The sequence below is a fragment of the Nonomuraea muscovyensis genome, from assembly GCF_014207745.1.
Lineage (GTDB): Bacteria > Actinomycetota > Actinomycetes > Streptosporangiales > Streptosporangiaceae > Nonomuraea > Nonomuraea muscovyensis.
The window spans coordinates 1,091,272-1,116,311 of record NZ_JACHJB010000001.1; the positions used below are offsets into that span (position 1 = coordinate 1,091,272).

Consider the following 25,040-nt stretch of genomic DNA (forward strand, 5'->3'; position numbering starts at 1 on the left):
CCGCCGGGGCGTTTGTAACAGTTTCGATATCACATCGGCGTCGCCGCGACATATCGGCTCCGTCACCCCTTGCCAAGATCCCTTGCCCGCCTCACCGGCATGTTCAAAGGTGCACTCAACGGGGTGAAGGGGGACACATATGCGAGGGCCATGGGTGGTCAAACGCGCGCTCAGCGAGCCTCTGCTGCTGCTGGCCGCCCTGGGATCGGTCCTCCTCGCGACGACCACGCTCGTCGCGCTGACCATGTACGCCTCCTCGATCGCCGAAGTGGGCGTGCGCCGCACGATGGAGACGGCCTCGCTGCGCCAGGTGGCAGCCACCGTCTCCGCCCCCGTCACCGCCGACACCTTCCCCCGGCTCGACCAGGCCGTGCGGGCCCGGCTCGGCCACGCGTACGGCGGGGCGCCGGCCACCGTCACGACCAGCTTCCGGTCCGACTCGTACGTGCTGCCCGGGCAGGAGCGCCGCAAGCGGCCCGGCCTGCTCCGCTTCGGCGCCTACGACGACCTCGACCGGCACGCCAAGCTGGTCTCCGGCTCCTGGCCCCGGCCGTCCGGCGCGGGCGAGGTCGTGGAGGCGGCGGTCTCGCTGCCGGCGGCCTCGGCGGCGGGCTGGGAGGCCGGCCAGGAGTTCGCCACCGAGGGCCGCCTGGACCGCGAGCCCGTCACGGTGCGCGTCGTGGGCGTCTTCCAGCTCAGTGACCCGTTCGGCGACCGCTGGGCGGGCGAGCACCTCCTCGCCCGCGGCGTCGAGGTGGGGGAGTTCGCCACGTACGGGCCGCTGATGGTGCCCCGCGAGACGTTCCTCGCCCGCTTCGCCACGAACGTCAACGCCACCTGGACCGCCGTGCCCGACCTGCGGGCGCTCACGCCCGAGGAGCTGCGCCCGTTCGCCGCCCGGGTGGCCGCGCTGCGCGCCGAGCTGAAGGGGAACGGCTGCGCCTCCTGCACCGCCGACAGCCGCCTGCCGGACATGCTGTCACAGCTCGGCACGGCCTCGCTCGTCGCGCGGTCCACCATGCTCATCCCGGTGCTCCAGCTTGTGCTGCTGGCGGCGTACGCGCTCATGCTGACCGCGCGGCTGCTCGCCGACCACCGCCGCATGGAGGTGGCGCTGCTGCGCTCGCGCGGCGCCGGAACGCTGCGCCTGGCGGCGCTCGCCGGCGGGGAGGCCCTGCTCGTGGCGATCCCGTGCGCGCTCGTCGCGCCGTTCCTCGGGCCGCCGCTGCTCTCGCTGGTCAACTCGCTGCCGTGGATCGAGGCGTCCGGGGTGCGGCTGGAGCCGGCGGTCGACCTGGGGGCGTTCCTGGTGTCGATCGGCGTGGCGCTGGCCTCGGCCGTGCTGCTGACGCTGCCCGCGCTGGCGGGCGCGCGCCGCACGTACGTGGAGGAGCAGTCGGCGCGCGGCCGGAGCGGCGGGCGCGGCCTGGTGGAGCGGGCAGGCGCGGACCTCGCGCTGCTGGCCGTGGCGGCGCTGGCCATCTGGCAGCTCCGGCACTACGGGTCGCCGGTCACCGCCACCGCCTCCGGCGAGCTCGGCATCGACCCGCTGATCGTCTCCGGCCCGGCGCTGGCGTTGCTCACCGGCGGCATGCTGGGGCTGCGCCTGGTGCCCCGGGTCTCCCGGCTGGCCGAGCGGATCACCTCCCGCCGCCCCTCGCTGGCCCCGGCCCTCGGCGCCTGGCAGGTCAGCCGGCGACCGCTCAAGTACGCGGGGCCCGCGCTGCTGCTGACCATGGCCGTGGCGATCGGCATCGTGTCGATGGCGACGGCCGCCACCTGGCGCGCCTCCCAGGAGGACCAGGCCCGCCACCAGGCTGGGGCCGACCTGCGAATCTCCGGGCCGCCGGACGGTCCCGAGCTGGGCGCGTTCGGCCGGGGCACGGCGTTGGCCGCGCTGCCGGGCGTCACGGCGATCTCCCCGGCCTTCCGTGGCCAGGTCGACTTCGGCGGCGACGACGCGGTCCTGGTCGGGCTGGACGCCGCCGAGCTGGGCTCGCTGCTCCACCTGCGCTCCGACCTGTCGGCGCGCAGCGTCGAGGAGCTGTCGCGGGCGCTGCGCCCGGCCGGGACCGCCGGTGGCGCCCTGGAACTGCCCGGCAGCCCGGCGGCGCTGACGGTGCGGGCGCGCGCCGACACGGGAACCTCCCTGCGGCTGATGATCTCCGACGGGCTCGGCGTGTGGCGCGACCTGTCCCTGGGGACGCTGCGCGCGGGCGACAACCGGATCGACGTGGACCTGTCCGCGCTGGCCGGCCGGAGCGGGAGGATCACCTACCCGGTGTCGCTGCGCGGCGTCGTCGCCGACCCGCCCGAGAGCGGCACCGCGAACGTCACGGTGACCGGCGTGACCGCCGGCGGCCGGCAGGCGCTCCCCTCGCCGCTGACCCTGCGGGCCGAGGGTGCGGACCCGGTCGCCGCCGCCTTCACGCGGTCGCGGGCGTCCGGGCCGCTGCCCGTGGTGGTCACGGCCGCGCTGGCCGCCTCGCTGGACCTCTCGCAGGGCCAGGTCACCCGGATCAGCATGGACCGCCGGCCCGTCGAGGTGGAGGTGGCGGGCATCGTCGAGCGGATGCCGACCACGGCCGCCGACCAGCAGGCCGTACTCACCGACTGGGCCACGCTGCAGGAACACGGCCTGGCGACCGGACAGCTCCCCCGGCCCGCGACCGAATGGTGGCTCGCCGCCAGGGGCGGCGACACCGGGCCCGCGCTGGCGGCGCTGGCGCGGCAGCCCGCATGGGACGTCACCACCGTGGACCGGAACGAGCTGGCCTCCCGGCTGCGTGACGACCCGCTGGCCGGCGGCCTGCAGGGGGCGCTCATCCTGGGGTTCCTGGCGGCGCTGGTGTTCGCGGTGCTCGGGTTCCTGGTGAACGCCACGGTCGCCGCCCGGGAGCGGGTGGCGGAGTTCACGATCCTGCGGGCGCTCGGCGTGAGCTCGCGGCAGGTGTTCGGGCTGCTCGCCGTGGAGCAGGCGTTCGTCATCGGGCTGTCCCTGGCCGCGGGCACCGCGCTCGCCGTCGTGGTGGGGGTGCTGGTCGTGCCGCACATCGTGCTGACCGGGCAGGCGTCGGCGGTGACGCCGGACGTGGTGCTGGCCATCCCGTGGGCGGCGACCGCCGCGCTGCCGGCGGGGCTGGCGGCCGTGCTGTTCGCCGTGGTCGCTGGCCTGGCCCGGCGGCTGCGGGGGCAGGAGCTGATCGGCATCGGGGAGCTCCAGTGAAGATCCTTCCGCTGGCGCGGGTGCAGTTCGGCGCCATGGTCGTGCTCGCCCTGCTCACGCTGAGCGCGTGCGCGCTGCTCGCGGGGCTGCCGCGGCTGGTCCAGGGCTCGTTCGACGCCAACCTGCATCAGTCGTTGCGCGCGGCGATGGCGAGCCAGGTCGATCTGGCCGTACGCGTGGAGTCGCGGTCACGCCAGGAGGACCTGCGCGAACCCTCCCAGTTCGCCGCACGCGACCAGCGTTTCCGCTCGATCCTGCCCGCGGCGCTGCGCCCGGTGGTGGGCCCCGTCGGCACGGGCACCGGCCACATGAGCGCCAAGACGTGGGGCACTCCCGTGCAGGGGTCGGGCGGGATGACCTTCGTGAACCTCGGCTGGCTGTCCGACGCCGAACGGCGGGTCCGCTGGAGCGAGGGCAGGGCGCCGGGCGCGCCGGGCACCATGACGTACCAGGGCGCGACGATCACGGTGTTCGAGGCGGCCGTCGTCGAGGAGGCCCGCGACAAGATGGGGCTCCGGGTCGGCGACGTCCGCGTCCTCGGTGAGAGCGACCACGTCGCCGTCCGGATCGTCGGCCTGTTCGCCCCGAAGGACCCCGCCGACCGCTACTGGAGCCACCACCCCGACGTGCTGCGCGTCACCGAGGTGCAGCCGCCGGGCAAGCTGGACCTGGAGCGGCACACGACCGCGCTGCTCTCCGACGGCGGGCTGACCGCGCTCAGCGGCGAGGGCCGCAACCTCGTCTACAGCTGGGTCCTTCCCGTCGACCCGGCCGCGCCCACCTCCCTCGGCGTCCCGGACGTGACCCGGGCGATCACCGCCTACGGGCGGGTGGTGGGGCTCCAGCCGGGCGGCGGCAGCCAGTACCGGCTGGAGACCGGCCTGCCGCAGTTGCTGAACGGCTACCTCGCGGCGCTGTCCACCGCCAGGACCGTGATGTTCCTGGTGCTGGGCGGCCTGCTGGCCGTGGCGGTGGGCGTCATCGTGCTCGCCGTGCACCTGCTGGCCGACCGGGCCGACGAGGCGCTCGCCCTCGCGCGGGCGCGCGGCGGGTCGCTGCGCCAGGTCGCCGGCGCCGGCACGGCCCTGGTCGCGCTCGCCGTGGTGCCCGCCACGCTGGCCGGGTACGCGCTGTCGTGGCTGGTGCCCGGTCCGGTGCTGCCGCTCGTGCACGCCGGACCGGCGCTGGTGTGCGGCGCGGCCGTGGGGTTCGCCGCCGTGCGGATGGCGCTCGCGCACCGGGCACCGCTGCGCGAGCGGCGTGACGACGTGGCCGCCTCCCGCCCGTCGGCCAGGCGGGTCACCCTGGAGGTGCTGGTCGTGGGGCTCGCCCTGGGCGGGGCGTACCTGCTGCGCACCCGCGGCCTGGCGGCGGGGACCGCCGGTGACGACCCGTTCCTGCTCCTCGTGCCGATCGCGCTGACGGTGGCCGCGGCGCTGATCACCATCCGCTGCTACCCCTACCCCCTCCGCCTGTTCGTCCGGCTGGCGGCCCGCGGGCCGCGTGCCGTGCCGTTCCTGGGGCTGACCCGGGCGGCACGCGCCCGGTCCGGCAGCGTGCTGCCGGTGCTCATCCTGCTGCCGGCGCTGGCCGTGTCGGTGTTCGCCTCGGTCATCGCCGGCGGCATCGCCGAGACCCAGCGGCTGGCGTCCTGGCAGGACGTCGGGGCGTCCCTGCGGGTGAGTTCGCCCATCGAGCTGCCCGCCGACGCCGTCGCGCGGGTGCGGGCGGTGCCGGGCGTGGAGCTGGTGGTGCCCGCGCAGACCGCTTCGGTGCAGCTCGGGTTCGGCGGCGAGCGGGCGGACGTCATCGCGGTCGACCTGGGCCAGTGGCGGCGGGTGCTCGACGGCGCCCCGATCTCGGTGCCCGCCATGCCGGCCGCCGGCGCCGGTGTCCCGGCGCTGGTCTCACCCGAGCTGCGCGGGCGGGGCACGATGGACGTGGGCTGGCAGACCCGCGTCAAGGTCGCCGAGCGGGGCGTCGTCCCCTCGGTGCCGGGGTTCTTCGCCCGTGGCAAGTTCCTCGTCGTGCCGTACGAGATCAACGAGCGGCCCACGGCGAACACCCTGCTCATCAAGGGCGACGCCGACGCCGAGGCGGTCGCGCGGGCGGTCGGCCGGCCGCGCGCCCAGGTGTCGTCGCAGGCGGAGTCGCTGGCCGCGATCGAGAGCGCCCCGCTCACCGGGACCGTGCGGGTGGTGCTGCTCGTCACGACCGTGGCGCTGGCGGCGTACGCGCTCGTCGCGGTCGTCGTCACCCTCGTCATCGGCGCGGCCGACCGGGCGCGGGCGCTGGCGTTCCTGCGGCCGCTCGGGCTGACCGAACGGCAGGCCCAGGGCCTGACCGTGCTGGAGATCCTGCCGATGATCCTCGTCACCGCGCTGGTCGGGCTGGCGCTCGGGCTCGGCCTGCCCGCCGCGCTCGGGCCGGGCGTCGACCTGTCCGCCTACGCCGGCGGCGTCGCCGTCGCCGGCTACAGCCCCGGCCTGGCCACACCCGCCCTGCTCGCCGCCGGGCTGGCCGTCGTCGCCGTGCTCGGCGCGTACGCGCACACCGCCATCAGCCGCCGCCGCGCCCCCGGTGCGGCCCTCCGAGCAGGGGAGCTCGCGTGAACCCGACCCTGTCCGAGCTGGAAGCCCAGGCGACCGCGTCGAAGGCCGCCTTCGGCGGCGACGCGCACATCGTCTGCGACAACCTCGTCCGCATCTACAAGACCGAAGGCGTCGAGGTGGTGGCCCTGCAGGGCCTCGACCTGGTCATCCAGGAAGGCGAGCTGGTCGCGATCGTCGGCGCGTCCGGGTCGGGCAAGTCGACGTTGCTGAACGTCCTGTCGGGGCTGGACGTACCCACCGCGGGCGTGGCCAAGGTGGCGGGCATGGACCTGCTGTCCATGACGGCCAAGGACCGGCTGCGCTATCGGCGGGAGGTCGTCGGGTTCATCTGGCAGCAGACCGCGCGCAACCTGCTGCCGTACCTGACGGCGCAGGAGAACGTCGAGCTGCCGATCAAGCTGGCGGGCCGCGCCTCCGGGCGGGCGGCCCGGCGCGAACGCGCGGCGCGGCTGCTGGACCTGCTCGGCGTCGGGTCCCGCGCCGGCCGCAAGCCGGCCGAGCTGTCCGGCGGCGAGCAGCAGCGGGTGGCCATCGCCGTCGCCCTCGCCAACGAACCCCGGCTCATCCTGGCCGACGAACCGACCGGCGAGCTCGACAGCGACACCTCGAAGGAGGTGTTCGACGCGCTGCGCAAGGCCAACCGCGAGCTGGGCGTCACCGTGGTCATCGTCACCCACGACCCGCTCGTGTCGGAGCAGGTGGACCGCACGGTCGGCATCCGTGACGGGCGCACCAGCAGCGAGACGCTGCGCCGCGAGGGGGCCGAGGGGCAGATCGTCGCCGAGGAGTACGCGGTGCTCGACCGCGTGGGCCGTCTGCAGCTTCCGCGCGATTTCATGAACGTCCTCGACATGGAGCGCCGCGTCCGCCTCGAACTCGAATCCGACCACATCGGCGTCTGGCCGGTCCGAGAGGAGCCCATCGATGAGCAGTGAGCCGTTGGTCGTCGTCGAGGGGTTGCGCAAGGTCTACCGCAGCGGTCCGAAGGAGGTGGTCGCGCTGCGGGAGGTGACGTTCGAGGCCTACCCCGGCGAGCTGGTCGCCGTCCGCGGCCGGTCCGGCTCGGGCAAGACGACGCTGCTCAACCAGATCGGCGGCCTCGACCGGCCGGACGCCGGCCGGGTCGTGGTGGCCGGTCAGGAGGTCACCGCCCTGGCCGAGGACGCCCTGGTGGCGCTGCGCCGGGACGTGGTGGGGTTCGTGTTCCAGTCGTTCGGGCTGATCCCGGTACTGTCGGCGGCCGAGAACGTCGGCGTGCCGATGCGGCTCACCCGCACGCCGTCGGGTGCGCGGGAGGAGCGGGTACGCATGCTGCTCGCCCTCGTCGGGCTGGAGCAGCACGCCAACCAGCGGCCGTACGAGCTGTCGGGCGGGCAGCGCCAGCGCGTGGCCATCGCCCGAGCCCTGGCCAACCGGCCCCGGCTGCTCGTGGCCGACGAGCCGACCGGGCAGCTCGACTCGCAGACGGGCCGCCAGATCATGCAGTTGCTGCGTGCCCTGGTCCGCAGCGAGGGTGTCACGGCGCTGGTCGCCACGCACGACCCCGGCCTCATGACGCTGGCGGACCGCGTCCTGGAGATCAGCGACGGCGTCCTGCGCGAGGTCGCACTCCAGCAGTCCTGACGAACGCACCCTGACGAACGCACCCTGACGAACACTGCCTGACGAACACTGCCTGACGAACACTGCCTGACGAACACTGCCTGACGAACGCAGCCCGGGTCGCCGGCACCGGTCACGTGGGGGTCGTCGCCCGGTCGCCGGCCGCTGGGTCCGCCACCGCCGCCAGGTTGATCATCGCCGCCAGGTTGGCGACCGCGACCAGGGCGCCGGCGGCCAGCAGCAGCCCTGTCGCGCCGGTCACGCCCGCCAGCGGCGCCGCCACGGCCAGGCCCAACGGCCGTGCCGCGAACGAGATGAGCTGGTCGAACGAGCGCACCCGCCCCAGCGCGTCCTCCGGCACCTCCTGAGCGACGACCGTCTCCCACAACGGGCTGAGCAGGCCGAGACCGAACATCGCCACGGCGTACGCGCCCGCGATCACCCAGGCCGGGGCCGGCACGGCCAGCGCCGCCATCGGCGCCAGGTAGAGGGCCGCGGCGACCTGCACCACGACGATCGGCCTGCGGATCGGCAGCCGGGGCGCGGCGAGGACGCCCGCGACGAGGCCCACCGTGCCGCACTGCGTGATCAGCACCCACGCGGGCTCGCCGCCGAGCCGCTGGACGACGGTGAGCGGGCCGAGCGTCAGGAACAGGCCGGCCGCGAAGTGCCAGACGCCGTGGCCGAGGACGCTCCGGAGGAACCACGGGCGGCTCCTGACCTCCCGCCAGCCGTCGGCCAGGTCCCGTCCGAACGTTCCCCGGCGGCTCCGTCCGGACTGCCCGGCCGTACGGATCCCGCCCAGAGTGAGAGCGGAGCAGGCGTACACCATCCCGGTCAGCAGCGCGGCCCAGCCCGGCCCCGCCGCCAGCGTGATCGCCCCCGCCAGTGCCGGGGCGATCACGCTCGACAGGCTGGTGACCACGCCGATGCGCGTGTTCACCAGCAGCCGGTCGGGTCCCGGGACCGCCCCCGCCACCAGCCGGGGCACGGCGGGCATGCCGAACGCGATCGCCACCCCGGTCACCGCGGACAGAACCGCCAGGTCGACCACCCGTGGCGCGCCCGCGAGCAGTTCCACGCCGATGGCCGTCTGGGCCAGGCAGCGCACCAGGTCGGCGAGCAGCACGACGCGCTCCGGCCGGAGCCGGTCGGCCAGCACCCCGCCGACGGGCAGGAACAACAGCAGGGGCACCAGCTCGCAGGCCAGCACCAGCCCGAGCGCCTCGGCGCTGCCCGGCGCGCGGAGGACCGCCAGGGTGAGGGTGGTGGGAATCAGGGCCGTGGCGAGAGCCGCGAGGGCGCGCCCGATCAGGAGGCGGGTCGTCATGCCGGGAGAGATTATTTGCCAACGAATATTTCGTCAACAAAATACACTGTGCCGTATGATCTGCCGGATGGAGGACTCCGTCGATCGTCACCTGGCCCGCTGGCGCGGCAAAGCCCCCTTCGACGAGGTGGTGGAGGGCATCGTCACCCGCATGCAGCTCCTGATGAAGCACCTGGCCCACACCAAGGAGGCGGTGCTGGCGGAGGTCGGCCTGCAGGAGTTCGCGTTCGAGACGATCCACCGGCTGGTGGCCCGGGGCGGCTCGGCCACTCCCTCGGAGCTGGCCGCCGAGCTGCTCCTGTCGCCCGCGGGCATGACGGGGCGCCTGGACACTCTGGAGCGGGCGCAGCTCGTCAGGCGAGTGCGCGGCACGGACGACCGGCGCCGGGTGGACGTGGAGCTCACCGGCAAGGGGCACGACCTGTGGACGGCGGCGATGACGGTACGGGCCGAGGCCGAGGCCGAGATGGTGGCCGCCCTCGCCCCGGCCGACCAGGCACTGCTCAACGGGCTGCTGAAGCAGATGCTCACCCGCGTCGAATCGCCCTCCTGACCCACCGCCCCCGCCCCCGAGCGCCTCGGACGGCGGCACCGCGTGGGCGACTCGAACGGCGGGGTGGGATCAGCGTCCCGTCCGGCTGGCCACGATGACCTGGACCGCGTGCTCCAGGGCGTACGCCGGGTCGGCGCCGCCGCCCTTGACCTGCTCGTCGGCGTCGGCGATCGCCTGGATCGCGCGGGAAAGCCCCTCCGGACCCCAGCCGTTCAGCTGCCGCTTGACCCGGTCGATCTTCCACGGCGGCATGCCCAGATGACTGGCGAGCTGCCCGCCGCGAAGGTTGCGCGGCGCCCCGCCGACCTTGGCGATGGACCGCAGCCCGCCCGCCAGCGCGCTCACCAGGAGCACGGGGGCGACCCCGGTGCCGAGCGCCCACCGCAACTGCTCCAGGGCCTCGGCGAGCCGCCCCTCGATCGCCGCGTCCGCCACGTTGAACCCGGTGACCTCCGCCCGCCCCTTGTGATAGCGGGCCACGGCCGCCACGCCCACCGTCTTGTCCTCGGTGTCGAACATCAACTGGCTGCACGCGGCCGCCAGCTCCCGCAGGTCGTTGCCCACCGCGTCGAGCAGCGCCTGGGCCGCGTCCGGCGCGATGGACCGCCCGGCCCGCTTGAACTCGCTCCTGACGAAGTCGAGCCGCTCCCCCGCCTTGGTCACCTTGCTGACGGTGACGACGTGCGCCTTGGCCTTCTTCAACCCGTCGACGAGCGCCTTGCCCTTCACCCCGCCGGGATGCGCGAGCACGAGGACCGCGTCTTCGGACGGGCGCCCGGCATAGGCGACCACCTCGGCGATGACCTCCTTGGCCAGGTCCTGCGCGGACCGGATCACCACCACCGAGCGGTCACCGAACAGGGACGGCGAGGTCAGCTGGGTCAGCTCCCCCTGCCCCACCTTCCCACCGACGAGGTCGTGCACCTCCGCCCCCGCGTCGGCCGCCCGCGCCGCCTCGACGACGCCACGGACTGCCCGTTCGGCCAGCAGTTCCTCGTCACCCATGACCAAGGTCACGAGCGCTGGTTCGGTTCCCGCCATGCCGAGCAGCATGCCATGCCCACCCCGCGACCGCGTACTCGAACGCCGCGACTCCGCGACTCCGCGACTCCGCGACTCCGCGACTGCCGCGGCACGGTCATTCAGTCTTCCGCCGCGCGCGTCAGCGCGGTCAAGTGGGTTCGGAGCACGGCGAGCATGGTGTCGGCGTCCAGTCGGCCGGGGTGGAACGCGGCCTCCAGGGACAGGCCGTCGAGCAGCGCGCAGAGCCGGCGCGCCTCCAGAGCGACGTCGGCCTGCGGGCGGAGTCGCCCTGCCCGGCGGGCGCCTTCCAGGGTCCGGGTGGTGAGCGCGAGCAGGCCGTCGTAGAGCTCGTCGGCATGCGGGCGCAGTTCGGGGCGGGTGCGGGCGGCGGCGGCGAAGGACAGCCAGACGATGACCTCGGTCCGGCGCTCGTCATCCAGCGGCAGCACCTCAGCGAGCATGCCGACGACGATCTCGCGTTGCTCAGCCGGAGTGAGCGGCGCGGAGGTGTCCAGCAGGCGGTCGGCGTGGGCGGTCAGCCGGGTGATCACCCGCGCGGACATCTCGCGCATCGCGAACACCATCAGCTCGGTGTGCCCGTCGAAGTAGTGCCGGACCGAGCCGATGGCCAGCCCGGCCTCGGCAGCGACGTTGCGCAGCGAGGCCTGCTCCAACCCGTCACGACAGACCACGCGGAACACCGCCTCCGCCACCGCTCGCCGCCGCTCCTCCGGGTCCACGATTTTCGGCACCCCGCCTTTATAGCACTTCCATGCTATCTTCTTATTTAGCATGCACATGCTATTAACGGAGGTGTCATGAGCGCAGCCCTGATCACGCTGGTAGTGGTCGCCCTGGTCGTCGCCGTGGTGATCCGGCGGTTCCGGGGGGAGCCGCTGCGTGCCCGCGATCTGTTCGGCCCGCCCGCCATGCTCGTCGGCATCGGCGTGTACGGCCTCGTGAAGGACGTAGAGCTCGGCGGGGCCGACCTTGCCTGGCTGCTGGCCGGCGCCGTGGCGGGACTGCTGATGGGCGCGTTGCGCGGCCTGACCCCGCGCCTGTTCGTCCGCCACGGCCACCTCTGGCAGCGCTACACGGGCTGGACCCTGGTGGTGTGGGTCGTCTCGGTCGCGGTCAACGCCGGCCTCGGCGCCCTGGCCACCGCGGCGGGCATCCCCGAGCAGGTGCGCCCGACCACCCTGTCCATCGGCGTCAGCCTCCTCGGCGAGGCCATGACGCTGGCCCTGCGCGCCCGCAGCACCGGCGCTCCCTTCGCCCCCGAAGGGGAGGACTCCCTTCTCGACCGTCTGACCAGCCGAGACCGCTGACCGGCGGAGCTCATCGCTGCGGGTCGGCGCATTCCTCCTGATCCGGGCCGCTGCCGTTGAACCGGTGCGCTGGCGGCGTCGGCTTTGCGAGGTCGCCGCAGATCGCCGCAAGTGAAGGTCGGAGCCGACAACTGGCTTTGCGCCGCACTTGTGCTGAGACCCGATGGCCGCACAGGGCCCGTCAACGGCGGCGGAGAGGTCGAGTGTGCCGTAATTCGGTCACAGGACCCGGGAGGAACGACGCGCGTTCAGGGAACTGGAGAGGCAAAGGGAGATCGAAGAGGCGCTACCGTCCGCGGGTGAGCACGGCGAGGCGGCCCTCGTGCTCGACCACCGCCAGGTCGCCCGAGCGGTCCGTACGGTAGACGCGGGCGCCGAGGCGGTGGAGGATCGCGACCGTGAGCTCCGCCGGGTGACCGTAGTCGTTGTCGGCGCCCACGCTGATCAGAGCGGCGCGGGGTGCGACGGCCGAGAAGAAGGCGGGGTCCTGCCTCGGTGAGCCGTGGTGCGGGACCTTGAGGATGTCGGCTCGCGGGAGGTTGCCGCCGAGCAGGGCGCGCTGGGCCTCCGTTTCGATGTCACCGCTGAGGAGGGCGGAGCCGGCTCGCCAGCGTACGTGGACCACGACGCTGGAGTTGTTGATCCCACTCCCCTCTCCCTGGCCGTGCATGTCGCCCTTCGAGAGGCCGGGGGCCAGAACCGTCACCTCGGACGGCCCGAGCCGCCATTGGCTGCCCGGGGAGGCGGTCCACTGGGGGATGCGGCGCCGGGCCAGGTCCACGGACAGGCGTGAGCGATGGTGGGGGCCGGAGGCATGGCGGGTGGCGGAGGGGCGCGGGCTGACGACGACCCCGCCCACGCGCCTGCCCTGGAAGACGCCCGGGAGCCCGTCCACGTGGTCTGCGTGCGGGTGGGTGAGGATCACCAACGGCACGTCGGCGATCCCGAGACGCCGCAGGCAGCGGTCCATCGTGACAGGATCCGGCCCGGCATCGACCACCACTCCCCGGCCTGGGCCCGCCGCTATCACCAGGCCGTCGCCCTGACCGACGTCGCACGCCACCATCAGCCACGCCTTCGGCGGCCAGGACGTCACGATGGGGCGTACGAGCAACACCGCCACCAGCGCCCCGCCCGCCAGGGTCAGCACCACGGCCCTTGGAGCGCGGCGTCTCAGCACGACCACGGTCACCGCCACTACCACGGCGAGCAAGGCCAGCCCCGCGATGCCGCCCTGCCACGGGACGATCGCGAGCGGAAGGCTCACGGCCCACCGGGCGACCATGATGATCCATCCCACCGCGTAGCCGGCCGGGACGACGATCGCCTGCGCCGCCTCGGGCCAGAACGGAGCCACCAGGGCGGCGCCGAACCCGAGCAGGGTCGCCGGTGCCACGGCCGGCCCCGCGAGCAGGTTCGCCGGAACGGCCACCAGGGAGAGCTCCCCGGACATCAGCACCAGGAGCGGGGTCACCGCTGCCTGGGCCGCGGCCGGCACCGCCACCGCCTCCGCCACCCACCGAGGCAACGGGACACGCCGTCGCCTCTGTGGCAGGGGCGGGTCGGGGGCGGCAAGACGCGCGTGGGCGGTGGTGGAGGCGTTCGGGGTCGCGAGGGCGTTCGGGGTCGCGAGGGCGTTCGGGGTCGCGAGGGCGTTCGGGGTCGCGAGGGCGTTCGTGGTGGCGGAGATGTTCCTGGTGGCGAGGGTGGTCGGGCCTTCTGGGGAGGACGAGAGAGCGTTGGAAGGCGTGGGTGGGGTGGCTGCGAGGCGGTCTCGCCAGCGGGGGGCGAGGAGGAGGATGCCGGCTGTCGCGAAGACGGACAGGGCGAAGCCGTACGAGCGAGCCAGTTCGGGCGCGAAGAGGATCAGCAGGAGGATCGCGACGGAGAGTGCGGCGACGCCGTCCCGGGCGCGGCCGGTGCCCAGGGCGATGGCGGCGACCAGCCCCATGAGGAGGGCGCGGAGGACGCTCGGGGAGGGTCTGGCCACCACGGCGAAGCCGATCATGGCGATGGCGGCCAGGAGGGCTCGGACCGCCAGGGGCAGACCCGCCAGACGGGCGAGGGCCAGGGCCGCGCCGGCGACGATGGACAGGTTGGTGCCGCTGACGGCGTTGAGGTGGCTGAGTCCTGCTTCCTGGAGGTCTGTGCTGACCTGGGGGTCCATCCGGGAGACGTCGCCGACGACCAGGCCGGGCAGCAGGCCGCGCTGGTCGGCGGGAAGCACGTCGGCCGCCGTGCGCAGCCCGGCCCTGAGGGTGCCGGCGATGGTCTGGAGGCGGCTCGGGGCGGTCAGGACCTTGGGCGCGCCCCGGACCAGCAGGACGGCGCTGATCAGCTCGCCGGGGACGGGCCGGGCCAGGCGGGCGGTCACCTCGACCTGCTGGCTCGGCAGGAGACTGCGCCACTGGTCTCCTTGGGCGAGAACCAGGACAGCGGCTCGCACGGTCTGACGGCGGCGGGTTGTCTGGTAATGCTCCAAGGTGGCGGGGACGATGACCCGTTGCTGCCCGAAACGGCCAGGTTTGAGCTTAGGGTCGTCCGTGAGGGTGATCCGGGCGGTGATGGTCGCCCCCTTGGCCGCCAGGTCGGACACCGGGCCGGTGCTGACGGCGTGCACGCGAAGGGCCACCGATGCCGAGGCGGCGGCGGTGCATACGAGGGCGGCGACGGTCATGTTGCGCCAGGCCCACCGGCGCGGACGGGGCGGCCTGCGCCGGTGGGCCAGGCCCCCGCCCGATTTCCTGGCCTGCTTCCTGTCCTGCGTCGCGCCGGGGTTTCCGGTCGGCGCGTCGGTCGTGCAGCGGGCTGTGCCGAGGGCGGCGAGAAGGGCGAGCGCGGAGACGGTCAGGCCGGCGAGGGGCGGGCAGCCGACGAGGATGACCGTGACGGCCCAGGCGAACAGGGCGGGCGTGGCGAGGATCCATGAGTGTCCGGCCGGTGGGGTGTCCAGGAGGGTGCCCGGTGATGTGCCTCGGGACGGCTCGGGTGGAGGGCTGCTCATGTCAGACGCGGACCCTTGCCTTGATCTCCGCATATTTCTTGGCTCCGATGCCGGGCACTTCCTGGAGTTGGTCGACGCTGGCGAAGCCGCCGTTGGCGGTGCGGAACTCCGCGATCCGGGCGGCCAGGACCTCTCCGACGCCGGGAAGCTCCTCCAACTGCTCCGCCGTCGCCGTGTTGAGGTCGAGCACCATCGCCGCCGGGTCGGAGCCCGGGACCGGAGCGGGGCCGGGGGGCGCGGCGCCGGGAGGGGCGCCGATGAGGATCTGCTCCCCGTCGAGCAGGCGGCGGGCGAGGTTGACGGAGGCCGTGGCCGTGGCGGGGCGGGCTCCACCGGCTGCCGTGACCGCGTCGGCCACCCGGGCGCCCGGCGGGAGCGTGTAGATGCCGGGCTTGCGGACCTTGCCCGTGACGTGGACGGTCACGCCGGCCGTCGGGGACGGGGTCGCGGGGACGTGCCGGTGTGGGACCGGCGCCGGTGGAGGCGGGGTGGGCAGGGGTTCTGGGAGCGGCTGGGAACGCCACAGGTAGATCCCGGCCACGAGGGCGGCCAGCACGGCCAGGGCCGCCAGCGCCTTGAGGGCGGGGCCACCAGGGTCCAGGCCGGGGGCTTTCGCCGCCAGTGCCGCACGGAAGGCCTGGAGGGAGGCGGGCGCGACCGTGGGTGTCTCCTCGCGCCTCGGGGCCGGGGCGTCGCGGTGGCTCGTCGAGAGGGCGGGGGCTTGGTGGAAGGAAGCGGACGAGGCCCTGAGACGGGAGGGGGGTGGGGGCGGTCCGCCGGGGGTGGCGTGCGCGGGTGGAGTGTCGCGCCGGTAGGGGTGACGGAGGTGCGGGGCTCTGGGGGAACCGCTGTGGTGCGGGCCTGGTGGTCCGCTGCCGTCCTGCTGCCCCTGCGCGTCACGGAGGGTCACACGGCCCGGCCGGTCCGGGCGCGGGGAGGGGATGGCGCCGCCGGCCGGCCCGGCCGAAGGCGGGGCGGGGAGGGGCCCGCTGCCTGGATGACCCACGTGCGGGCCGGCGAGGGGCCTGTCGACCGGGAGGGCGGGTGGCGGGTCGGGGAGGAGGTCGGTCGGGTGCTGGTCCGAGAAGGGGTCGCCGGTGGGCGGGCCGGGGTCCTGGAGATGGGGGACGGGGCGGGCCAGGCGGCGGCCGGGCGTGGTGAGGGACCGGAGCCGCGACTCGGCTATGGCCCGTTCGGCGGTCGCATCCTGGGTGAGCACGCCGGAGAATGTACGGCCGGGTCCGGCGGCGGCGGCCGGCCGAGCGACGTTCTGGGGATGACCGCACGGCCGCGCAGGAGCCTGTGGACAACCGCCCCGGGCGGGTCAGTCGCCCGGCAGGCACACGGTCAGGCCGAGCATCCCGGGCCCCACGTGCACGCCGATGACGGCCCCGACCTCGACCACCCGTAACTCCGTGAGCCGCGGCAGCCGCGCCGACAGCCGTTCGGCCAGCGCCTCGGCCCGTGATGGCGCCCCGAGGTGCTGCACCGCCACCTCCACCGGCCCGCCGCCCCGCTCGGCCGCCCCTACCGCCAGGTCCTCCAGGCGGGCGATGGCGCGGGTGGCGGTGCGCACCTTCTCCAGCAGTTCGACGCGCCCGTCGATGACGTGCAGCAGGGGTTTGATGGCAAGCGCGGACCCGACGAGCGAGGCCGCCGTCCCGACGCGCCCGCCCCGCCGGAGGTGGTCCAGGGAATCGGCGTAGAAGTACGTACGGGTACGGCCCGCGCACCGCGCCGCCTCCCCCGCCACCTCCTCCATCCCGGCCCCGCGGGACGCGGCACGCGCGGCGGCCAGGACCGGATAGCCGACACCCAGGGCGATCGACCCGCTGTCGACGACCTCGACGGGGACGGGCGCCTCCTTGGCCGCCAGCAGGGCGGACTCCGACGTGCCCGAGAGCGACGACGACAGGTGGACGGACACCACCGCCGACGCCCCTTCGGCCGCGAGGGCGGCGTAGCACGCGGCGAACCTCGACGGAGCGGGCCGGGAGGTGGTGGCCGACGCCAGGTCACCGGTGAAGGACCCCTCGTCGTACGGCACGCCGTGGGAGATCACCTGGACGGGAACCACCGAGACGCCCGGTGTCGGCGGCAGGTAGGCGGTGGAGTCGGTGACGACGGCGACCGATCGCGGCATACCCCGAGACTAACTACTGGACCGGGGTGCCACCCCGCCACACCCGGCGCGGCTTGAGTCCGAACGACCAGGCGAAGGCGCCCTCGTGGTCGGCGTCCCACTGCACGATGTCGGCCAGGCGGCCCGGGGCGAGGACGCCGCGGTCGGGCGCGCCGAGGACGGTGGCGCCGCCCAGGGTGGCGGCCCGCAGCGCGTCGTTGACGCTCATCCCGAACGCCGACACGGCCATCGCGATGACCAGCGACATCGAGGTGATGCCGCAGTAGCCGGGGTTGTGGTCGCTGCCGAGCGCGATCTGCACCCCATGCTTGATCATCTGGCGGACGGGCGGCAGCTTGCCGCGCTGCAACGCGGTCGCCGGGCAGACGACGGCGGGCACCCCGTAGCGGGACATGATCGCGATGTCCTCGTCGGACATGTTGTGCAGCCCGTCGGCGGAGGCGCAGCCCAGCTCGGCGGCGAGCTGAACGGCTCCGCGCCGGCTGAACAGGCCCGCGTGGATGCGCGGCAGCAGGCCGACGTTGCGGCCCGAGGCGAGCACCCAGCGGGACTCCTCGGTGGTGAAGTGGCCGTCGTCGCAGTAGACGTCGACGCTGTCGGCGCCGGCCGCGGCGGCGTCGGCGCACCAGGCGCCCACGGCCTCGACGTATTCGCGCTGGCGGCCGAAGTATTCGGGCGGCACGACGTGCGCGGCGAGGAACGTGACGTGCACCCGCGGCATCATCGGCTCCTTCTCCAGCTCGCGCAGGAGCCGCACGTCGGAGAGCTCGCCGTCGCGGGTCAGGTGGTAGCCGGTCTTGGCCTCGACGGTCGTGGTGCCGTTGAGCAGCCAGCCGCGCAGCCGCTCGCGCACGCCGTTGCACAGGGTCCACGGGTCGGTGCCGCGGGTCACGGTGACGGTGGAGCCCACGCCGCCGCCGGCCGCGGTGATGGAGGCGGCGCTGGAGCCGCCGGTGCGGATGGCCAGCTCGGCGTAGCGGTTGCCGGCGTAGACCGGGTGGGTGTGGGCGTCGATGAGGCCGGGCGTGACGAGGGCGCCGCCCAGGTTTTCGACGTGGTCGACGTCGACGATGTCGTCGACGACGCCCGGCACGCTCTGCGGCAGGTCGGGAGCCCGGCCGACCCACGCGATGCGGTCGTTGTGCACGAGGAGGGCCGCGTTGCTGAGGACTTCGTTGCCGGTCCAGAGGCGGCCGATGTTGGTCAGAAGCCGAACGGTCACCGCATCACCACCCCGCAGGAGCGAGGCACCCGGCCCGCGGCACGGGACGTGCCCGCTGAGTCGGCTCCGGGTCGGGACGACATGGGGGGTCTCCTGCTCTCATCCGCGTAAGACTGTGCGGTGACCGTATCGCTGGACTCATGATCCGCGCGATTTCAGTTCAGTTACGTTATTTCACAGGCTGGCTCGGTGTACAGGGTTATTCGGAAGATAGCCCAATCTTCCCAACCGCCCCCCGGCTCCAACCGTGCGCTCCGGCCCCCGCTGTCCACGCCTCTCGCAGCAGCCATCATCTGAAACCCGCGACAATAGAGTATGTAAGGTTCGGCATATCCTAGCAATCTCGCGGTTGCGGGACCACTGTCGGCTTTGGCAGCTCCGTGGTCCTTCAGGGTCAGAGCCGCCCAGCCGTCACGTCAAGAGACCCGTTCGACGGGCTTGCCGACCCGCTCCAGCTCGTGGAAGAGGCTGGGCAGCACGCGGGCGTGCAGCACGGTGCCGTCCTCGACGTGGTCCACCGAGAGCACCTCGCCCTCCTTGTGGGCCCGGGAGATCAGGTCTCCCCTGTCGTACGGCACGAGCAGCGTGACCTCGTGGTCAAGCCTGGGCAGGCGGCGCTCGACGAGCGCCATGAGCTCGTCGATGCCGGCGCCGGTGCGGGCCGAGACGACGATGCTGTCACGCTCGGCGCGCGCGATGCGGTCGAGCACGTCCTGATCGGCGGCGTCGGCCTTGTTGATCACCACGATCTCGGGCACGTCCGTCGCGCCCTCGATGTCGGCGAACACCTCGCGCACGGCGGCCAGCTGTCCCTCGGGGTCGGGGTGCGAGCCGTCGACCACGTGCAGGATCAGGTCGGCGTCGGCGACCTCCTCCAGCGTGGAGCGGAACGCCTCGACGAGCTGGTGGGGCAGGTGGCGGACGAACCCGACGGTGTCGGCGATCGTGAACAGCCTGCCCTCGGGGGTGCGCGCCTTGCGCACCGTCGGGTCGAGGGTGGCGAACAGCGCGTCCTCCACCAGCACGCCCGCGCCGGTGACGCGGTTGAGCAGCGAGGACTTGCCGGCGTTGGTGTAGCCGGCGATGGCGACCGCCGGGACCTCGCGCTGGGAGCGCCGCTGGCGCATGGTCTCGCGCGAGGTGGACATGCCGCTGATCTGGCGCCGCAGCTTGGCCATCCGCTCGCGGATGCGGCGGCGGTCCAGCTCGATCTTGGTCTCACCGGGGCCGCGGCCGCCGATGCCGACGCCGCCGGCGGCGCGACCGCCGACCTGCCGGGACAGGTTGCCGCCCCAGCCGCGCAGACGCGGCAGGAAGTACTGGAGCTGGGCCAGCTCGACCTGGGCCTTGCCCTCGCGGCTCTTGGCGTGCTGGGCGAAGATGTCGAGGATCAGCGCGGTGCGGTCGATGACCTTCACCTTGACCGTGTCCTCGAGCTGGCGGAGCTGGCCGGGGGTCAGCTCACCGTCGCAGATCACGGTGTCGGCGCCGGTCGACTCGACCACGTCGCGCAGCTCGAGCGCCTTGCCCGAGCCGATGTAGGTGGCGGGGTCGGGCTTCTGGCGGCGCTGGATGAGACCCTCGAGGACCTCGGATCCGGCGGTCTCGGCCAGGAGCTTCAGCTCGAGGAGTGAGTTTTCGGCGTCGACGGCCGTGCCGGAGGTCCAGACGCCCACCAGGACCACCCGCTCGAGCCGCAGCTGCCGGTATTCGACCTCGGAGACGTCCTGGAGCTCCGTGGACAGGCCGGCCACGCGGCGCAGCGCCTGGCGCTCCTCAAGATCCATGTCGCCGGTCTCGAACTCGTCGAGCGCGGAGTATTCGTGCATTCGTGTCATCTCTATTAGGCAACGTCTGGACACCGTGGTGTCTTCCCCCGATGGTGGCACGACATCCCCGGGACGGGCATCCGGTTATCCCGGCAGCACGCTCACGTCACCGGAGCCGGCCTTGATGGTCATCTTGTGCGGCGAGGCGTTGTCGCGCTTGACCGAGATGCTCTCGTCGCCCGACCCCATGTCGGTGGTCACGGCGTAGGAGCCGTCGGGCACGCGCAGCATGATGTCACCGGAGCCGGTCTCGAGCCGGGCGTCGTCGGGCGCGGCGGCGTACTTCAGCTCCATGCTGCCCGACCCGAGGTCCGCGGTCAGCCGCTTGCCCGTCAGCCCGTTGCCGTCCACGTCGCCGGACCCCATGGAGAGCTTGACGGTGCCCGACAGCGACCGCAGCGTGACGTCGCCCGAACCGCTCTCGACGTCCACCGTCAGCCCCTTGGGCACCTGGATCCTGTAGTTGACGTGGCAGCTCGGCCCGTCGTGGCAGGTGTAGCTCAGCCGCAGGGTGTCGCCCTCGACGACGTGCTCGGCCTCGGGCTTGGTCCCGCGCCAGCCGAGCGTCTCGGTGACGTGGACGGCCCTCCCGTCGTACTCGCTGATCACGGCGTCGCCGGAGCCGGGCTCGACGCGCAGCGCGGTCACCTTGTCGGTGACGTCGTAGGTGGCGGTGTCCTGGTTGGTGGGCCCGGCCAGGCCCTGCAGCCCGCAGCCCGTCAGCAGTGCGGCCGACGCCAGCAGCCCGCCCGCGATCGCGATCCTCTTCATACGACGATCTTCTCGCCGGCCCGCGTCACGCGCATCGGGGATGCCCCGGACGAGGGCCCCAGGGTACCCCCGCCTTTGACCGTCGATCGGGGCATGAGTTAGCTTCTTTCCATAATTCAGAAGAGGTTTTCCACATAGCGGAAAAGAGGAGTGCGAGATGGAGATCACCGGCCCGATCCTCGACCGGTTCGACGAGATCCTCACCCCGGAGGCGCTCGGCTTCGTGGCGGCGCTCCAGCGCGAGTTCGGCGCCCGGCGCCTGGAGCTCCTGGAGCTCCGCCAGGCGAAGCAGGCGGAGCTGTCCGCCGGAGGCCTGTTCGACTTCCTGCCCGAGACCAAGGGCGTCCGCGAGGCCGAATGGAGCGTCGCCGCGCCCGCCCCCGGCCTGGAGGACCGGCGTGTCGAGATCACCGGTCCGGTGGACCGCAAGATGACCATCAACGCGCTCAACTCCGGCGCCAAGGTCTGGCTGGCCGACTTCGAGGACGCCAACTCCCCTCTCTGGGTCAACTGCGTCGCCGGCCACCTCAACCTGCGCGACGCGCTCGACCGGACCATCGACTTCGAGTCGGGCGGCAAGGCGTACGCGCTGCGCCCCGACGAGGAGCTGGCCACCGTCGTGGTGCGCCCGCGCGGCTGGCACCTGGACGAGAAGCACGCCAGGGTGGACGGCCGGCCCGTCTCCGGCTCGCTGTTCGACTTCGGCCTCTACTTCTTCCACTGCGCGCAGCGGCAGATCGACAAGGGCAAGGGCCCCTACTTCTACCTGCCGAAGCTGGAGTCCCACCTGGAGGCGCGGCTGTGGAACGACGTGTTCGTCCGCGCCCAGGAACTGCTCGGCATCCCGCGGGGGACGATCCGGGCGACCGTCCTCATCGAGACGTACCCGGCCGCCTTCGAGATGGAGGAGATCCTCTACGAGCTGCGCGAGCACTCCGCCGGGCTCAACGCGGGCCGCTGGGACTACCTGTTCAGCGTGATCAAGAAGTTCCGGACCCGGGGCCGGGAGTTCCTGCTGCCGGAGCGCAACGCGGTGACGATGACCGCGCCGTTCATGCGCGCCTACACCGAGCTGCTGGTGCGCACCTGCCACAAGCGCGGCGCGCACGCCATCGGCGGCATGGCCGCGTTCATCCCGTCGCGCCGCGACCCCGAGGTCAACGCCGTCGCCCTGGAGAAGGTCCGCGCCGACAAGACCCGCGAGTCCGGCGACGGCTTCGACGGCTCCTGGGTGGCGCACCCCGACCTGGTGCCGATCTGCCGCGAGGTGTTCGACGGGGTGCTCGGCGACAAGCCCCACCAGATCGACCGCAAGCGCGAGGACGTCAGCGTCTCGGCCGCCGACCTGCTGGCGGTGTCGCAGACGCCCGGCGAGATCACCGAGGCGGGGCTGCGCGGCAACGTGGACGTGGCGCTGCGCTACCTGGCCGCCTGGATGGGCGGGCTGGGCGCGGTGGCCATCCACAATCTCATGGAGGACGCGGCCACGGCCGAGATCTCCCGCTCGCAGATCTGGCAGTGGATCCACAACGACATCACGCTCGCCGACACCGGGAGCCAGGTGACGAAGGAGCTCGTCGAGCGGATCATCGGCGAGGAACTTGCCAAGATCGCCGCCGAGCCGGGCCACGACGAGGAGCTGTACGCTCAGGCCACGGCTCTGTTCAAGGAGGTCGCGCTGGACGACGATTTCGCCGAGTTCCTCACGCTCCCCGCGTACGCGCGCATGCCGTAGGAGGAGCCACATGACCTCGAGCACGCCCCCCGCGACCGGCCCCGTGATCGGCCCGCTGACGGCGGCCCTGCTCTCGGCGCTGCCCGCCGGCGCGGTGATCACCGATCCCGTACGGCTGCGCACCTACGAGTGCGACGGCCTGACCTACCACCGCGCCACCCCGGCCGTGGCCGTGCTGCCGGAGACGGCCGAGCAGGTGGCGCTGGTGGTGCGGCTGTGCAACGAGGCCGGGGTGCCGTTCGTGGCCCGCGGCTCCGGCACGGGCCTGTCCGGCGGCGCGCTGCCGCGCGAGGACGGCGTGCTCATCGTCACCTCCAGGATGCGCCGCGTCCTGGAGATCGACCTGGCCGACCGCAGGGCCGTGGTCGAGCCCGGCGTCACCAACCTCGCCATCACCGAGGCCGTGCGCGAGCAGGGCCGCTACTACGCGCCCGACCCGTCGAGCCAGCAGGTCTGCTCGATCGGCGGCAACGTGGCGGAGAACTCCGGCGGCGCCCACTGCCTCAAGTACGGCTTCACCGTCAACCACGTCGAGGCCTGCGAGATCGTCACCCCCGACGGCGACCTCGTCACGCTCGACCGCATGGACCCGGGCTACGACCTGCTGGGCGCGTTCGTCGGCTCGGAGGGCACGCTCGGCATCGCCACCAAGATCACCGTACGGCTGAGCCGCGCCCCCGAGGCGGTCACCACGGTCCTGGCGGCGTTCGAGAACATCGAGCAGGGCGGCCGGGCCGTCTCGGCGATCATCGGGGCGGGCATCGTGCCGGCCGCGATCGAGATGATGGACGCCCTGTCGATCGCGGCGGCCGAGGCGGCGGTCGCCTGCGCCTACCCGGCGGGCGCCGGCGCGGTGCTGATCGTGGAGCTCGACGGGCCGGCCGCCGAGGTGGAGCGGCAGTTCGAGCGGCTGCGTGAGATCTGCTCGGGAGCGTTCGAGCTGCGGGTGGCCGCCGGTCCGGCCGAGCGGGCCGCGATCTGGAAGGGCCGCAAGTCGGCGTTCGCGGCCGTGGGCCGGATCAGTCCCGCCTACATCGTGCAGGACGGCGTCGTGCCGCGCACGTCGCTGCCCCGGGTGCTGGCCGCCATCGACCGGCTGTCGGCCGAGCACGACATCAGGGTGGCCAACGTCTTCCACGCCGGCGACGGCAACCTGCACCCGCTGGTGCTGTTCGACGACGCCGAGCCGGGCGCGGGCGAGCGGGCCGAGGTGGTCTCCGGCGCGATCCTCGACCTGTGCATCGAGCACGGCGGCTCGATCACCGGCGAGCACGGGGTGGGCGTGGACAAGGCCCGCTACATGCCGAAGATGTTCTCCGCCGCCGACCTCGACACGATGCAGCTCGTGCGGTGCGCGTTCGACCCGCGGGGCCTGTCCAACCCGGGCAAGGTGTTCCCCACGCCGCGGCTGTGCGGCGAGGTGCCGGGGGTGCGCAGGGGCGTGCACCCGCTGGTGGAGTCGGGCCGGGCGGAGCAGTTCTGATGCCGCGTGAGCTGCTGGAGAAGACCGGCGTGACCGTCCGCGACGCCGTTCCCGGTGACGCCGTGGCCGGGGTCGAACCGCGCCGGGTGGCCCTGCCGGAGACCGTCGGGGAGGTCGCGGCGGTGCTGCGGGCCTGCGCCGCGCACGACCTGGCCGTGACCCCCGTCGGCGGCGGCACCAAACTCCACTGGGGCGCCCCGCCCGAGCGGTGCGACGTGCTGCTCGACCTGTGCTGCCTGAACGAGATCGTCGAGCACGCGGCGGGCGACCTGGTGGTCCGCGCACAGGCCGGGGTGACGATGGGCGCGCTGGCCGAGACGCTCCGACTGCAGGGGCAGGAACTGGCGCTGGACGCCCCGCCGGACGCCACGGTGGGCGGCACGCTGGCCACCGCCGCGTGCGGGCCGCGCGCCTTCCGCTACGGCGCGCCGCGCGACCTGCTCATCGGCGTCACGGTGGTGCTGGCCGACGGCACGGTGGCCCGGTCGGGCGGCAAGGTGGTCAAGAACGTCGCGGGCTACGACCTGGGCAAGCTCTTCACCGGCTCCTACGGCACGCTGGGCGTGATCGCCGAGGCGACGTTCCGCCTGCACCCGCTGCCCGCCGACCGGCGCTGGCTGGTCGCGGAGCTCCCGCCGGCGCACGTGAGTGAGGTGGCCGAGGCGCTCGCGGCCTCGCAGGCCGAGCCCAGCGCGGTGGAGATCGACCGGCCGGACGCGTCGGCGCCGGTGGCGCTGGCCGCGCTGGTCGAGGGCACGGCTGCCGAGCCGCGGGCGCACGCGCTGCGCGAGACCGCCGGCGGCGGCGAGGTGAGCGAGCGGCCACCGCCGTGGTGGGGCCTCCTGCCCGGCGCCGAGACGCTGGTGGAGGCCCGGTTCGTGCCGACGGCGCTGGACGGGGTGCTGGAGGCGGCGCGCGAGCACGGGTTCCGGCTGCGCGGCTCGGCGGTGTCCGGACGGCTGCACCTTGCGCCCGTGGGTGAGGTCAGCGCCGCGCGGGTGGCGGACGCGGTGGCCGGGTTCCGCGAGCGTACCCACGCGGCGGTTCTGCTGGCCTCGCCGTACGAGGGCGTCGACCGGTGGGGCCGCACCGGCGCGCTGCCGCTGATGCGGCGGGTCAAGACACGGTTCGACCCCGGCCGGAGGATGTCTCCCGGACGGTTCGTGGGAGGGATCTGAC

At 73.6% G+C, this 25,040-nt stretch carries 18 protein-coding genes; 9 read left to right on the forward strand and 9 right to left on the reverse strand.

The genetic code is table 11. From position 1 onward, the window contains the following. Nucleotides 1–139: 139 nt before the first annotated feature. From FHU36_RS05200 to FHU36_RS05215, 4 genes are read left to right on the forward strand one after another with little or no spacing between them, the layout of a single operon-like run. The gene (locus FHU36_RS05200) at nt 140–3,226 is read left to right on the forward strand and encodes an FtsX-like permease family protein (RefSeq protein ID WP_185082645.1); all 3,087 of its coding nucleotides are present in this window, start codon (nt 140–142) and stop codon (nt 3,224–3,226) included. After that, nucleotides 3,223–5,838 (forward strand): FtsX-like permease family protein, encoded by a 2,616-nt coding sequence (locus FHU36_RS05205; protein ID WP_185082646.1) that lies wholly within the window; start codon nt 3,223–3,225, stop codon nt 5,836–5,838. The genes FHU36_RS05200 and FHU36_RS05205 overlap by 4 nt, the downstream gene beginning before the upstream one ends. Further along, complete coding sequence (locus tag FHU36_RS05210) at nt 5,835–6,773, forward strand: ABC transporter ATP-binding protein (protein ID WP_185082647.1); 939 nt, start codon at nt 5,835–5,837, stop codon at nt 6,771–6,773. Before FHU36_RS05205 ends, FHU36_RS05210 begins: the two co-directional genes overlap by 4 nt. Further along, nucleotides 6,763–7,461 (forward strand): ABC transporter ATP-binding protein, encoded by a 699-nt coding sequence (locus FHU36_RS05215; RefSeq protein WP_185082648.1) that lies wholly within the window; start codon nt 6,763–6,765, stop codon nt 7,459–7,461. Before FHU36_RS05210 ends, FHU36_RS05215 begins: the two co-directional genes overlap by 11 nt. 112 nt (nt 7,462–7,573) lie before the next feature. Here the strand turns inward: FHU36_RS05215 and FHU36_RS05220 are convergent, their stop codons facing one another. Beyond that, nucleotides 7,574–8,770 (reverse strand): MFS transporter, encoded by a 1,197-nt coding sequence (locus FHU36_RS05220; protein ID WP_185082649.1) that lies wholly within the window; start codon nt 8,768–8,770, stop codon nt 7,574–7,576. A 67-nt stretch (nt 8,771–8,837) separates the two neighbouring features. Here FHU36_RS05220 and FHU36_RS05225 point away from each other — a divergent pair, with 67 nt between their 5' ends. Further along, entirely contained in the window at nt 8,838–9,323 is a 486-nt protein-coding gene (locus FHU36_RS05225) for a MarR family winged helix-turn-helix transcriptional regulator (RefSeq protein ID WP_185082650.1), read from the forward strand. A 69-nt stretch (nt 9,324–9,392) separates the two neighbouring features. Here FHU36_RS05225 and holA read toward each other — a convergent pair whose 3' ends face one another. Both holA and FHU36_RS44130 read right to left on the reverse strand, forming a co-directional pair. After that, a complete protein-coding gene (holA, locus tag FHU36_RS05230; RefSeq protein ID WP_246501953.1) occupies nt 9,393–10,364 on the reverse strand; it encodes a DNA polymerase III subunit delta in 972 nt (323 codons plus the stop codon). Nucleotides 10,365–10,465: 101 nt separating this feature from the next. Continuing rightward, on the reverse strand, nt 10,466–11,098 hold the full coding sequence (locus FHU36_RS44130; RefSeq protein WP_185082652.1) for a TetR/AcrR family transcriptional regulator: 633 nt from the start codon (nt 11,096–11,098) through the stop codon (nt 10,466–10,468). A 66-nt stretch (nt 11,099–11,164) separates the two neighbouring features. Between FHU36_RS44130 and FHU36_RS05240 the strand changes: the two genes are divergently transcribed. After that, nucleotides 11,165–11,674, forward strand: a complete 510-nt coding sequence (locus FHU36_RS05240) for a DUF1453 domain-containing protein (protein WP_185082653.1) — start codon at nt 11,165–11,167, stop codon at nt 11,672–11,674. Between the two features lie 286 nt (nt 11,675–11,960). Here FHU36_RS05240 and FHU36_RS05245 read toward each other — a convergent pair whose 3' ends face one another. From FHU36_RS05245 to FHU36_RS05270, 6 genes are all read right to left on the reverse strand, one after another. After that, nucleotides 11,961–14,678, reverse strand: coding sequence for a ComEC/Rec2 family competence protein (locus FHU36_RS05245; protein WP_246501955.1), 2,718 nt, complete (start codon nt 14,676–14,678; stop codon nt 11,961–11,963). 1 nt (nt 14,679) lies between these two features. Beyond that, nucleotides 14,680–15,897 (reverse strand): ComEA family DNA-binding protein, encoded by a 1,218-nt coding sequence (locus FHU36_RS46210; protein ID WP_312891441.1) that lies wholly within the window; start codon nt 15,895–15,897, stop codon nt 14,680–14,682. Nucleotides 15,898–16,002: 105 nt separating this feature from the next. Beyond that, complete coding sequence (locus FHU36_RS05255; protein WP_185082654.1) at nt 16,003–16,821, reverse strand: DegV family protein; 819 nt, start codon at nt 16,819–16,821, stop codon at nt 16,003–16,005. Nucleotides 16,822–16,834: 13 nt separating this feature from the next. After that, nucleotides 16,835–18,043 carry an imidazolonepropionase gene (hutI, locus tag FHU36_RS05260; protein ID WP_185082655.1) on the reverse strand — a complete coding sequence of 403 codons (1,209 nt, stop codon included), beginning with the start codon at nt 18,041–18,043 and terminating at the stop codon, nt 16,835–16,837. Between the two features lie 416 nt (nt 18,044–18,459). Beyond that, nucleotides 18,460–19,872 carry a GTPase HflX gene (hflX, locus tag FHU36_RS05265; protein WP_185084618.1) on the reverse strand — a complete coding sequence of 471 codons (1,413 nt, stop codon included), beginning with the start codon at nt 19,870–19,872 and terminating at the stop codon, nt 18,460–18,462. A gap of 84 nt (nt 19,873–19,956) precedes the next feature. Then, nucleotides 19,957–20,643, reverse strand: coding sequence for a DUF4097 family beta strand repeat-containing protein (locus FHU36_RS05270; protein ID WP_185082656.1), 687 nt, complete (start codon nt 20,641–20,643; stop codon nt 19,957–19,959). A gap of 157 nt (nt 20,644–20,800) precedes the next feature. On the opposite strand from FHU36_RS05270, the gene aceB reads away from it, so the two are divergent. Genes aceB through FHU36_RS05285 form a run of 3 tightly spaced genes read left to right on the forward strand, consistent with a single transcriptional unit; the run spans nt 20,801 to nt 25,039 of the window. Next, on the forward strand, nt 20,801–22,378 hold the full coding sequence (gene aceB / locus FHU36_RS05275; RefSeq protein WP_185082657.1) for a malate synthase A: 1,578 nt from the start codon (nt 20,801–20,803) through the stop codon (nt 22,376–22,378). A 10-nt stretch (nt 22,379–22,388) separates the two neighbouring features. Then, nucleotides 22,389–23,861 (forward strand): FAD-linked oxidase C-terminal domain-containing protein, encoded by a 1,473-nt coding sequence (locus FHU36_RS05280; protein WP_246501958.1) that lies wholly within the window; start codon nt 22,389–22,391, stop codon nt 23,859–23,861. Further along, nucleotides 23,861–25,039, forward strand: coding sequence for an FAD-binding oxidoreductase (locus tag FHU36_RS05285; protein WP_185082658.1), 1,179 nt, complete (start codon nt 23,861–23,863; stop codon nt 25,037–25,039). The genes FHU36_RS05280 and FHU36_RS05285 overlap by 1 nt, the downstream gene beginning before the upstream one ends. The last annotated feature ends 1 nt before the right edge of the window (nt 25,040 follow it).